General features: G+C 58.4%; 9 protein-coding genes. 7 read left to right on the top strand and 2 right to left on the bottom strand.

Going from position 1 to position 15,589, the window contains the following annotated elements:
* Positions 1-118: 118 nt before the first annotated feature.
* Positions 119-1,975: a sulfate adenylyltransferase subunit CysN gene (gene cysN / locus CHU95_RS20760; RefSeq protein ID WP_094458260.1), complete on the bottom strand. Its 1,857-nt coding sequence runs from the start codon at positions 1,973-1,975 to the stop codon at positions 119-121.
* Positions 1,975-2,880 (bottom strand): sulfate adenylyltransferase subunit CysD, encoded by a 906-nt coding sequence (gene cysD / locus CHU95_RS20755; protein WP_094458259.1) that lies wholly within the window; start codon positions 2,878-2,880, stop codon positions 1,975-1,977. Before cysD ends, cysN begins: the two co-directional genes overlap by 1 nt.
* Positions 2,881-3,162: 282 nt before the next feature.
* On the opposite strand from cysD, the gene CHU95_RS20750 reads away from it, so the two are divergent.
* The 7 genes from CHU95_RS20750 (at position 3,163) to CHU95_RS20720 (ending at position 15,362) form a co-directional block, all read left to right on the top strand.
* Positions 3,163-4,272, top strand: a complete 1,110-nt coding sequence (locus CHU95_RS20750) for an NAD(P)/FAD-dependent oxidoreductase (RefSeq protein ID WP_094458258.1) — start codon at positions 3,163-3,165, stop codon at positions 4,270-4,272.
* A 47-nt stretch (positions 4,273-4,319) separates the two neighbouring features.
* Positions 4,320-4,901, top strand: a complete 582-nt coding sequence (locus CHU95_RS20745; protein WP_094458257.1) for a D-sedoheptulose-7-phosphate isomerase — start codon at positions 4,320-4,322, stop codon at positions 4,899-4,901.
* Positions 4,902-4,906: 5 nt separating this feature from the next.
* The gene (locus CHU95_RS20740) at positions 4,907-8,812 is read left to right on the top strand and encodes a glycosyltransferase (RefSeq protein ID WP_133065611.1); all 3,906 of its coding nucleotides are present in this window, start codon (positions 4,907-4,909) and stop codon (positions 8,810-8,812) included.
* A gap of 204 nt (positions 8,813-9,016) precedes the next feature.
* Positions 9,017-9,985: a GHMP family kinase ATP-binding protein gene (locus tag CHU95_RS20735; RefSeq protein WP_207762567.1), complete on the top strand. Its 969-nt coding sequence runs from the start codon at positions 9,017-9,019 to the stop codon at positions 9,983-9,985.
* A gap of 44 nt (positions 9,986-10,029) precedes the next feature.
* The gene (locus CHU95_RS20730) at positions 10,030-10,968 is read left to right on the top strand and encodes an NAD-dependent epimerase/dehydratase family protein (protein ID WP_094458254.1); all 939 of its coding nucleotides are present in this window, start codon (positions 10,030-10,032) and stop codon (positions 10,966-10,968) included.
* Positions 10,969-11,058: 90 nt separating this feature from the next.
* Positions 11,059-14,211 (top strand): hypothetical protein, encoded by a 3,153-nt coding sequence (locus CHU95_RS20725; protein ID WP_094458253.1) that lies wholly within the window; start codon positions 11,059-11,061, stop codon positions 14,209-14,211.
* Positions 14,212-14,216: 5 nt separating this feature from the next.
* Entirely contained in the window at positions 14,217-15,362 is a 1,146-nt protein-coding gene (locus CHU95_RS20720; RefSeq protein ID WP_094458252.1) for a glycosyltransferase, read from the top strand.
* Positions 15,363-15,589: the final 227 nt, after the last annotated feature.

Raw genomic sequence — 15,589 nt, 5'->3', positions numbered from 1 at the left:
CGCCGCGCCACGGGCGGCGACTTTGGTGAACGGTGGCAGGGGCGATCTACCCGACACTCCGTTAAGATGAGCTGTTCATGTCCCCATTCTCCAAAACCAGCCGCACCCCTAATCATGATCAGTTGCTATCCAACGTGAAGAAGCCTCGGTACCGCAGCCATTCGATGATTTTCGAGGCCTGCGTTTCCTCATCGCCATCTGCCGGTGTCAGATGGATATCCGGCGTAACGGGCCGCTCATACGGACTGTCGAGACCCGTGAAATTCGGCAACCGGCCGGCACGCGCTTTGGCGTACAGGCCCTTGGGGTCACGGGCTTCACAAATGGCCAGCGGCGTGTCGATGAAAATCTCTACAAATTCGCCGTCGCCGACCATGGCGCGGGCCATGTCCCGATCTTCCCGGTAAGGGCTGATCATGCTGACCAGCACCACCAGTCCGGCATCAACCATCAACTGAGCCACATGACCAACACGGCGGATATTTTCCACCCGGTCCGCCGCCGTGAAACCAAGGTCGCGGCATAATCCGTGACGAATGTTATCGCCGTCCAGCGTCATGGTTCGACAACCGGCCGCATAGAGTTTCTGTTCTAACTTGTCGGCGATGGTCGACTTGCCAGCCCCTGACAGGCCTGTGAACCACAGCACAACGGGTCGATGGCCCGCCTGGGCGGTGCGCGCGGCCTTATCCACCTTCAAGGGCTGCCAGCGGATATTGTCCGCCCGGCGCAATGTATGCACCACCATACCACAGCCCAGCGTAGCATTGCTGTGCTGATCAATCAGGATGAAGGCCCCGCCGGCCCGATTATCCTGGTAGGCCTCCACCGGCATGGGACCGTCCAATGCCAGATTGCACAGGCCGATATCGTTCAGCCCCAGCGTCTCGGCCGCCAGATGATCGCCGGTAAAGATATCGATACGGTGTTTAAGCGACGTGATCCGGGCACCGATCTGCCGGGTTCCAAGCCGCAGCAAATAGGCCCGCCCGGGCAGCAAAGGCTGTTCGTGCATCCAGATGACATGGGCCGTGAACTGGTCTGTCACTGCCGGTGGCTGTGCGGGGTCACACAGGGTATCCCCGCGCGCCACATCCACGGCGTCGGCCAGAACCAGGGTTACAGCCTGACCGACCTGCGCCTCGGACAGGTCGGTGTCAGCGGTGACGATCCGGGCCACCCGGCTTTCGCGTCCCGTGGGCAAGACGCGCACCGGATCACCAACGCGTACCACCCCGCTGGTGATCGTGCCCGCAAGCCCCCGGAAATCGCCATCAGGCCGGATCACCCATTGCACCGGCATACGCCAGGGCTTTTCGGTAATGCCGTCCGCCGTGTCAGCGGTTTCCAGCAGTTCCAACAGCGGCGGGCCCTGGTACCAGGGCATGTGATCGGACGCGATTGTCACATTGTCGCCGGTCAGCGCGGACAGGGGGACGGCCTGAACTGTCCTGAAGCCTAACGGGGCCGCATAGGCCCGGTAGCTGTCGACAAGGGTGGTGAACACCGCTTCATCCCATCCAACAGCGTCCATCTTGTTGACGGCCAGCACGACATGGCGAACGCCCATCAAAGACAAGATCAGGCTGTGCCGCCGCGTCTGGGCCAGCAATCCCTTGCGCGCATCGACCAGCAGCACCGCCAGTTCGGCGGTTGAGGCCCCGGTGGCCATGTTACGGGTATATTGCTCATGCCCTGGCGTATCAGCGACGATGAAACGCCGCCGGGTCGTGCCAAAATAGCGGTAAGCAACATCGATGGTGATGCCTTGCTCCCGTTCGGCAGCCAGGCCGTCGACGAGCAGGGCCATGTCGAGATTGCCGGCACCGGTTGTGCCGTGGCGTGCGCTGTCCCGGCGCAACGCCTCCAACTGATCCTCAGCCAGAGCGCCGCAATCATGCAACAGCCGGCCGATCAGGCTGGATTTGCCATCATCGACGGAACCACAGGTGATAAAGTGCAGCAGTCCGGCCATTAGAAATAGCCCTCGCGCTTTTTCTGTTCCATCGAAGCGCCGGCGTCGATGTCGATCAGCCGTCCCAGCCGTTCGGATTGCCGTGCTGCGGCCAGTTCCGCCAGGATCGCCTCCAAAGTGTCCGCCTGACTATCGATGGCCCCGGTAAGGGGGTAGCAGCCCAGTGTGCGGAACCGCACCCAGCGGTTCTGCGGTACCTCTCCGGGGTGGAGCGGCAAGCGATCATCATCGACCATGATCAAGGTGCCGTCCCGTTCCACGACAGGGCGCGGTTTAGCAAAGTAAAGCGGTACGATGGGAATATTCTCCCGCGCGATATAGGCCCACACATCCTGTTCGGTCCAGTTGGACAGGGGGAAGGCCCGGATACTCTCTCCCGGGCCGATACGGCCATTGTAAAGGTTCCAGAGTTCCGGTCGTTGGTTGCGGGGATCCCAGCCATGGCTGCGGTCACGGAACGAGAAGACCCTCTCCTTTGCCCGCGATCGTTCTTCATCGCGCCTGGCGCCGCCGAACGCGGCATCGAAGCCGTATTGATCGAGCGCCTGCTTCAACGCCTGTGTCTTCATCACATCGGTGTGAACCGCAGAACCATGGCTGAACGGTCCGACTCCGCGTGCCAACCCATCTGGATTGGTATGCACCAGCAAGTCCAGGCCCAGCCGCGCCGACGTTTCGTCCCGGAATGTGATCATCTCCTTGAATTTCCATCCCGTATCAACATGAAGCAGGGGGAAGGGGGGCTTTGCGGGATAGAAGGCCTTCATGGCAAGATGCAGCATGACGGCGCTGTCCTTGCCGATGGAATAGAGCATGACGGGTTTCTGGAATTGAGCGGCAACCTCGCGAATGATGTAGATGCCCTCTGCTTCCAGCCGGTCCAAATGGGTCAGGTCGGCTTTCATGTCAGATGATCCTGAAACTGCTGCCCTTCGGCCAAAATCCTCTCCGTTCGCGTCGCCAAGGACAAACTCCCGCGTGTTGTTCTTGCCAAAGGTTGGACGTTGCTTCCGTCAATACGGCTCTGCCACCGTACCCCATGGCAGAGCCCGAACCAAGAGATGCCACCTTTGGATGGATCGCGGCGTAACCTTGCTGTTGTTGCCCTGGCCGTTTGTGTATGCCAAACAAGACATTGTGGCCTCCAGGCTGGGGGATGAACGGCCGGAGCGGCAGGCGTGGACCAGATGAGCTCAGTGGTTATTGGTGGCGGGGTAGTCGGGCTTGCGGTTGCCCGGGCGTTGGCCATCGCTGGCCGTGAGGTGCTTATTCTGGAAGCGGAAAGGCATTTCGGCCAGGGTATCAGTTCGCGCAACTCTGAAGTTATCCATGCCGGGCTCTATTATCCCACAGGATCGGTCCGCGCCGCATTATGTCTCGATGGCCGGGAGCGGCTTTATCGGTATTGTCAGGAACGCGGCATTGGGCATCGACGCCTGGGAAAACTGGTGGTGGCAACCGACACCGCCCAGGTATCAAAGCTTCACGATCTGCTAGCCCAGGGACGTGCCAATGGCGTTGACGATCTGCGCCTGTTGGATGCTGCTGGGGTGCAGGAATTGGAACCGGCGTTGCGATGTGTGGCCGGGTTGTTGTCGCCCAGCACTGGTATTGTCGACAGCCATGCATTGATGGTCTCTCTATTGGGTGACGCGGAGGATCACGGTGCGATCCTTGTGCGGGAGACACCGGTTGTTGGGGCGGAATGGACTGGTTCCGGCTTCACGGTTCACACTGGTGGTCGGGAGCCGACGACCATTTGTTGCCGGGAGTTGATCAATGCTGCGGGGCTTGAGGCCTGGAGTGTGGCCCGGAGCCTGTTGGGCTATGATCCGGCCCACATACCACCGCGCCATTATGCCAAAGGCAACTATTATGCCCTGCAGGGCGTGTCGCCCCCATTCAGTCGTCTCATTTATCCGATCCCCGAGGATGGTGGTCTGGGAGTTCATCTGACGCTGGACCTGGCAGGGCAGGGACGGTTTGGCCCGGATGTCGAATGGCTTCCGTCAGGTCCGCTGAACTATCAGGTGGACCCACGGCGCGCTGACGCCTTCTATCAGCGCATCCGACTCTATTGGCCTGGATTGCCAGATGGGGCTCTGGTGCCGGCCTATTGCGGCATCCGCCCCAAACTGTCGGGGCCGGGTGAAAAACAGGCGGACTTTTTGCTCCAAACGGAGGCTGACCATCATGTCCCAGGCTTGGTCCATCTATTCGGTATAGAGTCCCCCGGCTTGACCTCCTCCCTTGCTATCGCACAGCGGGTGGTCGATACTCTGCGCTATCAGGCTTGAGTAGTGTAAATGCCCCTCCTATCGGGGCGCTATTATACAGAGGCACTATGTCTAACAATTTGAACGCTGTCATCGAGACCTTTGCCACGATCTCCGAAAACTTCAAGAAACTTCAGGATTTGTCGGGAGAGGTCGTCGAAGCTGCCGACATCATGGTCGCGTCGCTGCGCAACGGCGGCAAGGTCATGTTCTGTGGCAATGGTGGGTCGGCTGCCGACAGCCAGCATCTGGCGGCAGAGTTGATGGGACGTTTCATGCGCGACCGCGCGCCGCTGGCGGCGCTTGCCCTCACGGTCGATACGTCCGCCCTGACCGCCATCGGCAATGATTACGGATTCCGCGATGTGTTTTCGCGCCAACTGCGAGGTGTCGGCCGGGCCGGTGACGTGCTGGTCGGTCTGTCCACAAGCGGCAACAGCGCCAATGTTGTCGATGCCATGCATGTGGCCCGCCAGATGGGTATTCGCACAATTGGTTTGACTGGGGCGAAGGAGGGCGCAATGACACCGCTGGCTGACCTGTGGCTGCCGGTTCCGTCCACGATGACGGCCCGTATCCAGGAAATGCATATCGCTGTCGGCCACACCATTTGCGAGCTAGTGGAAAACGCGATGGCGCCTGTGGAGTGAGTCTCGTGACTGCCGGGTTGGACGCTATGCGCCAGTTGGTCATTGTCGATCACTCCTTGTCGTCGCAGGGCGGGCATTACTTTGAGTATTCCCGCGCCGTGGCGCAGGGGGCGGTCCAGCGCGGATGGCAGGTTCAAATTCTGGCTAATTGCCAGCTCCGTTTGGATAATGATGTCCCTTTGGAGCAGGCTTTGGGTGTGCAGGCGGTCCGGCCCGTCTTTTCATATGGTTGGAACCATTGGTCCGACATCCCGCCGCATCGTCCGGCTTCGGGACATTTCGGTCATGATGTTTTGCAGGAACTGGCGGCGGCGGGGGCGGGTTCGGACGATCTGGTCCTGATCCATACGCTCGGCTGGTCGCAATTGGCCCAACTGCTATGGTCCTTATCGGCAATACCGCCATGGCGAGCGGCGGGCCTGCCCCGGTTCAGCATTGTCCTGCGTTATGATCCGCGTGACCTGAACCCGGCTTACAGCTCGAAACTGGCAGGGCTGTTCGGGCGGTTGGCCGCCAACAAATTGATGTCAGGCCGCGTTCGCTTCCATACGGACACAGATCGGTTGACCGCACTGTGTGGGCGGCTGTTGCGTGCCGTGGCTTCCACCCTGCCCATTCCATTTGATCAAGCCGCCATGGTGCGTGCGTTGGAGCAGGTGGCAAACAAGGATGCAAACGGCTTTGGCCCGCAAGCCCCCCTGACCCTTGCCTATATCGGCGATGCCAGAGAGGAAAAGGGCTACCCCCTCCTGCCGGAAATGGTCCGGCAAATGTGGGACAGCCATTTCAGAACCGGCCGGGTCCGGCTTTTAGCGCAGTCGAACTTCAATGTCGCAGGCGGTGAGCCGTCCGTGCCGGAGGCGCGGCAGCGCTTGCGGCAGTTCCCGTCGCCGGAGGTTCAGCTTTTGACCTCGGCCCTCGATACGCAGGCTTACTATGGGCTGCTGGCCGCTGCCGACATTGTTCTGATCCCCTACGATTGTGAGCGGTATCAAGCCCGCAGCTCCGGTATCATGGTTCAGGCCCAATGCGCCGGCAAAGTGGTGGTGACCAGCAGCGGGTCGTGGATGGAGACCCGCGGCGCGACCGGGACTGTTACATTTGATGAGCCCGCAAACTTTGTCGCTGCGGTTCGCCGTGCCGCTGACGGATTTGCTGGTCTTCAGCAGCAAGCGGCGGCGGCTGCACAAGCGTGGCGTTCCGAAGCATCGGCCGACCATTTCATGGCGGTGTTGGAGCAGGCTCACGACTGGACCGTTCCAGCCGCCCCCGCTGTCCCGGGGCCGCCAGTGCTGTTTGTGATGGATGGCAATGCGATGGTCCTGCGTAATGGGGCCAGCAGCGTTGCCCGGTCGCAGTTACAGGGCCTATTTGACCTGGGGTGCCAAGTCACGGGACTGTTCGTTCAGATGAACCGGCCTGCCAGCGCAGATGCGCTGTTCGACTTCTCCCGCGCGCTGGACGAGACATTGTCGGCGTTCCCGTTTGCTGCGGTGCATGTGTGCTCCTATGCACCGGATGCTACATCCCAGGCGGCGCAAGACCTGTTCAGGGCAGCCGAGGATAAGGGGGAATACTCCATAGAGCGGGATATCCACTACCGCGCGTGTCTTCAGATCCCGGCTGCGTTGTGGCGGTCTATCGCACGGCAGCGCCCTGAACTTGTGGTTTTGAACTATATCACCAACCTACCCTTGATAGAGAAGTTGGGGCTGCTGGACGAACCCCGGCCGGTTCCCGTGCTTTGCGAAATTCATGATATCCAAAGTTTCCAGACGGCCATCTATGGGCATCGGGACCTGTCGGAACAGGATCTGAAGCGGGAACTGGCCATGCTCGCCCGATCTGCGATGGCGGTATCGCTCTCCACCTTCGAAGCAGATCTGCTGCGTCGACATTTGCCATCGCTCGCGGTCCGACATTTGCCGGCACCGGTCCCCGACCATCCGATCGGTCCCGCCGATTTGGCTGCCATTGCCGGGCTGGATGCCCTGCCGCTTCTGGCGGGAAGCTGGATTGAGGATCAGCAACGTCTTGAGGCTTTGGTCCAGCAATTGGCTGGCTGGCGACAGGTTGATCTCCTGTTCGTCAGTTCCGCGCACAAGCCGAATATTGACGCGCTCCGTTGGTTCATCGAAAAAGTGTACCTGCCGTTGCTGGCGCCGATGGATATGACCCTGGCCGTCGTAGGCGATATCGCCGATCAGCAGGATTGGCCAGTCCATCCGAATATCGCTCTTGTCGGACGTGTATCCAATCTTCGACCTTTCTATGCTGCGGCGCAGATAGTGGTTCTGCCGATTTTCAGCGGTGCCGGCAGTCCTATCAAGGTCTTGGAGGCGCTGTCCCTGGGCCGGGCCGTGGTGGGTACGTCATACGCTTTGCGGGAGTTGATGGATGCCACCGGCATCCGCTTGCCCATCGCAGATACACCGGATCGGTTTGGCCAGGAGATCTGCCGACTTTCTATCAGCCCGGATGCCCGACGAGAGGTGGCACTGGCCGGTTTAGCAATCGCCAGGACACAACAGGCCGGCGAGGGCAGAGACCGCAGGTTTGCGCAGTTGGCGGCTCAGGTGCTGGGCTTGTCGGGGGGCGCCGCGCTGGCCCTGACGCCGTTGTCTATCCCCGATTACCACGAATGGAGTGCCGACTGGCGCGCCATTAATGCCTGTGTTTCCTTGCTCACTGCCGGGGAACCGACAAGTCTGCCTCTGCTGCGTCGGGGTCTGCTGCTGCTGGAAGGCATGGATACTGCACAGCGGCTTTCCCTGCTGTCCACAAATGAGAATGCCGCCAGACTGGAGCCGTTACTGCTGGCGATGCTGAAAGTGTTGTCAGGTCACGTTGTCTGGAGCTTCCCGGATGGTCGGCCCGTGCCCGTCATAGGTGGCAGGATCTCTTTGTCCGCCGGCAGCGTGGTCCGCTACTGGGTTGTGTTGCCGGCCGATGCGCCTTTCCAACTGACATTGTGGTGCAGCAACGGACAGGCGAGCGCATCGTTGCCGTCGGCGCCCAATCTGCATCTCTCCGGTATTCAACATGCACACCAAGTCGGAAGTGATTCCGGCCACACGACCTTTTTATGTCGCACCCAGTCTTCGCCACTGGCTTTGGTGCTGGTCGGGATTGAACTCAGGGGCAACGATCAACCCATCACCATAGAAGATTGCCAGCTTTCTATGTGTCATGTCCCGTGGCCTCAGCCTGGGCAGGAACAGACGGCGATCCTCTTAGAAACCCGACAGGGGTGGCAAGGGGTGGCAAAGAGCAGCAATGGCATTCCTTATGCTCGGGGGCCGCTCACGGGTCCGGCTAGCTTGGCGGTCGCCCAGCTATGCGGTTGGCGGCCAAGTGTGGAGATGACACTGTTGGATCTTGGGGGACGAGACTGGCCTTCCATCCAGATAAATCTGGGTCAGTCCCTGCACCTGGCAGCCGCACATGCCGAACCAGTAGCGGGCGGTATCCGCGTCCGGTTTCACGATCCAATGGAAGCGCAGTTTATCGAAACGGGGACGGTTCGGCTTATGTCGGTCGGTGCGGAACGGGGATTGGCACTGGCATCGCTTTCGCAGACGGTCTCGCTGCTGCCCCCCCCCTCTCCTGGTGAGCAGGCTCCGGTCGTCGCCGGCCATGTGGATTCGGTTTCGGCTGACGGCCGGGTCACCGGCTGGGCCTATGACACTGCGGCACCGCGGCGCCGTCTGACTGTCGAAATCGTTAACGATGACGGGCTATTGGTTTCCACTTCGGCATGGGGCGAACGGCCGGATGTCCGGAAAGCCGGGTTCGGGGAGGGCTATTGTGGCTTCTCCCTGAGCCTGCCTGTCTCAGCGCGTGGGAAGCCGTTCCGCGTAGAGATCGCCGGTGCCCCGGTGTGCCTTGCGGAAGACCTTGTTTGGCCCTGAAGCAAAAAATGCCAAGCCCATAAATTTATTGGAAAATTTACCTTGAATGCGTTATGTTGGAAACGAATGTTCGTTCGCTTGCTAAATGACCGTTCAAAAGGAAAGTAAAGTTTTCTCTTGCGAGCTGGCTGAGCTTGGCTCTATGGGTACTTTGTGCGTTGTGGGGAATTCATTATGATAATAACGTGCAGGACGCCGTTGAGGGTGAGTTTTTTCGGGGGCGGTACTGATTACCCCGAGTATTTCAAGAGGGCTGGTCGCCGCGGTGCCGTTATTGGGATGGCGATAGATAAATACATTTACATATCCGCACTCCGATTGAGCGGTATTCAGCCTTATCGATATCGGTTAAGTTATTCCCGTCTGGAAACAGTCACGCAGGCTTCGGACATTCAGCACAATGTGGTTCGCGTTGGCTTGTCTGTGTATGGTTGTAACGAAGATCTCGATATTTCGATTATGTCGGACATGCCGGCCTCTACGGGGCTTGGGTCGTCCTCGGCATTCACCGTTGGTTTTGTCAATCTTCTCAGTGCCCTGCAAAACCGACCCCGGACGAAGTTGGACTTGGCCAAGGAGGCCATCCATATCGAGCGTGATCTTTTGCAGGAGCGGGTGGGCGTGCAGGATCAACTGCATGCGGCCTTTGGTGGAATCAATCGTTTCGACTTCGATGCAAACGGTTTCAGCATCCGCCCTGTCGCCATGAGTTCGGACTGTCTGGAGGCGCTCTGCTCGTCCTTGCTGCTGATTTATACCGGCCAGACGCGGCATGCCTCGGCAACCCTGGACGAACAGATTCAGAAAACGACCGAAAACAAGGTTGACCGGGAGTTGTCCGATCTTCTGGCCTTGGTGGATCAGGGCATGGATCTTCTCCAGGGGAATGATCCCGAGACGATGCTGCGTGATTTTGGCGCCATGATGCATGAGGGCTGGAAGATCAAACTGTCCTTGTCCAGCAAGATCAGCTCCAGCGACATTAACACCCTTTACGATGTTGCACGGCGCCATGGGGCACTTGGTGGTAAACTGTGCGGCGCTGGTGGTGGCGGCTTCTTGTTGATGGTTGTTCCGCCAGCTTATCAAAAGTCTGTCATTGAGGCTGTGTCGCCGGCACGGGTGGTTCCTGTCGGCCTAGACACACTAGGGTCCACCATCATCATGCGATAGTCGCCCCTTTGGGTTCTGGTTTTCGGGCGAAATGTGAGGAAAAAATGAAGGGCAAGGTTCTGATCACCGGCGGCGGTGGCTATATCGGCAGTATCCTGGTTCCGCTGTTGCTGGAAGATGGCTATGCCGTTACGGTCATCGACAACTTCCAGCATGGCTTCAACTCGCTGGGGCTGCACGCGGCGCATCCTGCCTTCGATGCCGTCCGGGGTGACTGCCGTGACCGCTCGTTGGTGGCTCGATATGCTAAGGACGCCGATTGGGTGATCCCGCTGGCGGCCGTGGTTGGTGCGCCCGCCTGTGCGCAGGACCCGCTGGCCGCGACCTCGATCAATCTGGATGCGGTGCGCATGTTGCTCGGCATGCTGTCATCCGACCAGCGCGTTATCTTCCCGGTTACCAACAGTGGGTATGGTGTTGGTGAAGCTGGTATTTTCTGTGACGAGCAGTCGCCGCTGCGCCCGATCAGCATCTATGGCCAGACAAAGGTGGATGCCGAAAAGGCCGTCATGGATCGCGGCAACGCAATCTCGTTCCGTTTGGCCACTGTTTTCGGTTTTGCGCCCCGCATGCGTATTGACCTGCTGGTCAATGATTTTACCTATCGTGCGGTCCGCGATCGGGCTGTGGTAATTTTTGAAGGGCATTTCAAACGCAACTACATCCATATCCGCGATGTGGCCAAGGGTTTCATGCATGGCATGAACCAGTTCGAAGCGATGAATGGCGAAGTCTACAATATGGGCTTGTCGGACGCGAACCTCTCCAAGCTGGAACTCTGTGCCAAGATCAAGGAACAGGTGCCCGCTTTCGCCTATCTGGAGGCCCCGGTGGGCGAGGACCCGGATAAGCGCGACTATATCGTCTCCAACGCCAAGCTGGAGGCCACTGGCTGGCGGCCCGCCCATTCTTTGGAGATGGGAATCCAGGAGTTGATCAAGGGCTACCGGATGATCCGGAACGAGATTTATTCGAACGTGTGACAATGCAATTGCACGAACCGGCCCGCACGGGGAAGGCGGGCCGGTGTCCTAATTTGTGATGTGCCGATTACAGGTTTCGGGGAGCCAAAAATGCGGCAGCGGTTTGTTCTGTGCGATCCTTCGATACACGATGTTGGTGGCCACTATCTGGTCTACGCAGAGCAAGTGCTGCGTGCTGCTGAGAAGCATGGGTTTGAATGTATTCTGGTCGTAAATTCGGCTTTCAACGATGACGGCAACCGTCAATTCAGGATCATCAAGGCATTTGAATATGACATCTGGGGACAACGGCCGAGCGAGCAAAAGCCCGCTGAGAGTGGCTTTACCGTTGATGATCGCCGTTGGCTGCGTCGCCGCTATTCAAAAAGCGGCTTGATCTTTGCTGCCGCAAACAATCTGAACAGCTTCCAGCATTACAATACCCAATTCCCGCTTAGCGCCCTGGATACCCTGCGTTTTAAACGGGCGGTGATCGCACGCCGTTTGCTGACGGGCTTGGAACAGTCCGAAGCGGCGGAGACGTTCGATCCCCCGCCGCCAAAGGGGCCGCAGCGTCGCCGCTGGGAGATCGGTCGCCAGCGTCGTCTGTTCCGTCAGGCGCTGGCCCAGAACGGTACGGCTGCGCAGCAGTTGCCTGAGCGGGATCAGCAGTATTTCTCCAACCTGACCAACATGGGCATCGCAGCGGAGTCCTTCAAAAAGGCGTTGATCCGCGTCGTTGAGGGGTTGGCGCTGGGCGAAGAGGATCACATCTTCTTCCCGACCATGGCGTTTTTCGAGATAACGGCTTTGTCGTCGGCGCTTCGCAGACATCGCGCATTGCGGCGGCCCCGCTATCATCTTTTGTTCCGCCGCAACGTCTATGATGGCTATTCGACTTTTCACAATGGGCAGGAATGGCCGGTCCATTCGCACCGTACCGCCTTTGCCATGATGGATGATATCCGTCGGACCACACGGCTGAACTTCTACACCGACACAGACCCGCTTACCGATCAGTACAACCGGTTCGGCACTGTGCCGTTCAAGACCTTGCCGGTCCCGGTTGATCCCGATGCGCTGGCCGCCGCGCCTGTGTGGCAGGAACGTTCCACTGAGCAAGGGATTAATGTTGCTGTCATTCATGAGACGGGATCACTGAATAGCGCTGCTTTCGGTAACCAGGTCGCAACCAACCTCGCCAGGATGTCAGACCTGCCATGGCTGTTGTCTGTCGTTGGTGATCGGTCGGTGGTTCAGGAACGGGTACAAGTCAGCAGCAAGGTCCTGCTGAAGCCCTCCACACAGACCATGCAGGACCCTAAGTCGCTGCAGACGATCCTCGCCAGGAACGAAATCGCTGTCTTTGCTGACAGCTACAGCGCCTGCGACGAGCGTGCGGTGAATGGGCGGGTGAAAGCGCTGGAGGAAACAGCCACGCCCTCCATCGTCCCTGCCGGCAATTCATTGGCCGCAGAACTGGATTTGAAGAATTTCAGCTACCATCAACGTAGCTTCTCCAGCGGCCGTGAACTGTCCATTCAACATGCCCGGGATATTGTTTGGCGCGCCTATGAATATTCTGGTGTGGACCGTGATGCACCGGAGTGCCTGAGCGACGATCGCCTGTTGCTTCGCCTGCATATGGATGCATACGTATCATTGTTGCTGTCCCCCGGCTGTACCCATCTGTGGATCACGTTTGAGACGGATGGAATGGGCTTGCCGGGCGAACGCATGGGTGTGCGTGTCGTCGCCGGCTTCACCGATCATGGTGGCGCCAAACATTCTGAGGATGTTCAGCTTCTCACGGTGAAGGCCGGGCGGCGTGACAAACATTCGGTGGTCATTTCCGTCCCGCCCAAGGCTGGTGCCGTCTGGCTTGGCTTCAGCAGTCTGTTCCATAACGGCTTCCACATTGCCAAGTTAAGCTGCCGTGAAATGGCTGTTGCGCGGTGGGTGCCGGCGACCTATGGCGGGATTCGCTTCCTGCCGGGGCAAAGGATGGATGAAACCACAGAGGTTGTAACGCGCGCGGTCATGCGCTTGCAGGGGGAACTGGAGAGTTTCACACAGATCCTGCAGGATGCCGGCGCCGTGGATGCCGACCAGGAACAGCCAAAGAGCGCCATCAAGATCGGGTTCTTAGGCGATGCGCGCAAAGAAAAGGGGTTCCATCACCTTCCTGCCGTCATGGGACGTCTGCTGGCCAGCCGGTCTGCCGAGGCCACGCAGATCGAGTTTCTTCTGCAGGTCTATGCGCCAAAATCCGCGCATATCGACGTCAATATGCTGACAAGCATTCAGTTGCTGGACCGCAGGCTGCGCAGCCTGCCGGCCGGCATGGTTTCAATCGCCAAGGGCGCCCTGGATGTGCCGTCCTATAATGCCATTCTGAAGACTGTCGATGCCGTCATCGTTCCCTACCTGCGCACAAACTATGTCGCGCGCAGTTCGGGTATCTTCACAGAGGCCATCGCGGCGCGCAAACCGTCCATCATCCCGGCCGGGACCTGGATGTCGCAGATCATCAATGAACATGCGCATGAATTCCATAATGCCGCTGTCGCGGAGGAAGAGATCCTGGCCTGGAATGTCGTCCCCCCGGCGCGGTGGGCCGAATATGCCAGTAACGGTCAGCCGCTGACCAACCAGGAAATGACCCATATTCCCCGTCAGGTGAAGGTACGCCGGGGCTGCACCAGTTATACCCACATTCCGGTCCCCGCCGGCGCCACCCATATCTGGTTGACCTTTAACCACATGCAGGTGGCCATTAACGACCTGACCGCCCGTATCGTTTTTGCGTTCCAGGACAAGGAAGGTTTCAGCAACGAGATTTCCCGAACGGATGTGATTGTAAATGGCGCCGCAGATACGGTCTTCTCGGTCGTGCTGCCTGTCGCATCCGAAGGGCGCAGCATCTGGCTGGGCTTTTGTAACGCCTACAGTGATATCGACTTCTATATCAGCAAGGTCAAGATCCATTGGCTGATGCGAAAAGACCCGATCGCCATACAGCCAGGCGCCATCGTGTATGTCGATGATGGGTCGGACGGAAAGATATGCGAGGAACTGACCAAGGGGTTGAGCCTGCTGGCGGACAATTACACAGCTTACGCCCACTCTGCCGATTGGCTGCACCGGAAATTGGGTGACTATTTCACACCGGGAAGACTTGTCGAAGAAATGCTGGCGCCCGAAAACGCCCCGGCAACGATCGACGGTTCCACTGTCTCCCGCTTCTCCGCTCGCGAATGGTGATCCCTATGATGACGGATATGGTTCCCCTGCTGGAGCGCCCGAAAATGCGTGGCACCGGCGTCAAGGTTGTCGGGCTGGCCGATGTTGCACTTGGTTATGGCTATCAGCAACTGGAACTGATGGTCACCGCTCTGGCCCAGAAATATGGGGCTGCAGAGGCCTATATCGTTGAACCGGATATGAAGTTCCGGCGACAGATGCACGAACGGGAGGGGCTACGGATTGTCCGTTTCGGCTCGCGGATGCCGCCGCATGATGAGACGTTCCATATTGAGTACAACATCCAGATCGAACGGTTCCTGAAAGAGGTTGAACCGGACATTGTTGTGTTCGTGAATGCGGCTGTTCTGCCAGCTCTGCTTCTGCAAAAACGCCGGCCCCCGCTTTGCATCTATTACATGTTGGAAAGCCTGCACCATCAGCGGCAGGCGGGCGGGGAGAACTTTATCCGTCTGAACGAGATGGCAAAACATCTCGTGGATCTGGTGATCGTGCCCGAACGGCGCCGCGCCGATCATGACCTCACAACACTGGGGTGGAATGATGCGCGTGTTGTTGAGGTCTTGAACTTGACGCACCAGGGATTTACGCCGCCCGCCGTCAAGACGGAGCCTTCATTCATGTATGCTGGCACCATCGGCAGGCAGACGCAATGCCACTATCTGCTGGATTCCGCCTTGTCCGGCTACAGAATAGACTTGGCCGGGCCAGCCTATAGTGAAGATGCCAACCAGATACTCAAATCTGTTCAAGAGCGTAATAATATCCGCTATCTTGGCGTTCTAAGCTCGCTGGAGCTTGATGCTGTTAGGCAACAATATGCGTACAGTATCGTGATGTGGGCTCCCACCGACATCAATCAACTCTATGCTTCACCGAATAAGTTCTTCGAGGCGATTGCTTCCGGCGTGCCGCCGATTTGTGCACCACATCCCCAATGTGCGGAGGTGATTGACGAGTTCGGCTGTGGTTTGCTCATGGAGGATTGGTCGTTGGGGGCCTTCATCGAGGCTATGAAAGAAGCATCTTCAATTGTTGGCACTTCTCGATATGAACAACTTGTAGCCAACTGCAAAATTGCAGTCGAAGAGAAGCTCAATATCCCGGAGCAGTTCAAAAAGGTTGAAATGGCTCTTGAAGCGTTTGTGTAAGTATTGTCTAGGTGTGCAGTCGGGACGAGGTGCAATGGGATAGCGCTTGTATTGGGCTGTTGATGAAGCGTCCAATAATGAACGCGTTGTTGTGAGACCTAATGGTTGCCCAGGCTGCTGAGGCATAACAAGGTATCAATCATATCGTCGGTTTCCCGCTGAGGGAGGCATTATGCCGGTCTAAGGTAGGGCTATCTGAGACCCTATAAATCCCATCCCAGTGATTG

The sequence above is a fragment of the Niveispirillum lacus genome, assembly GCF_002251795.1.
Lineage (GTDB): Bacteria > Pseudomonadota > Alphaproteobacteria > Azospirillales > Azospirillaceae > Niveispirillum > Niveispirillum lacus.
This window is presented reverse-complemented; position numbering and strand designations above follow the sequence as displayed.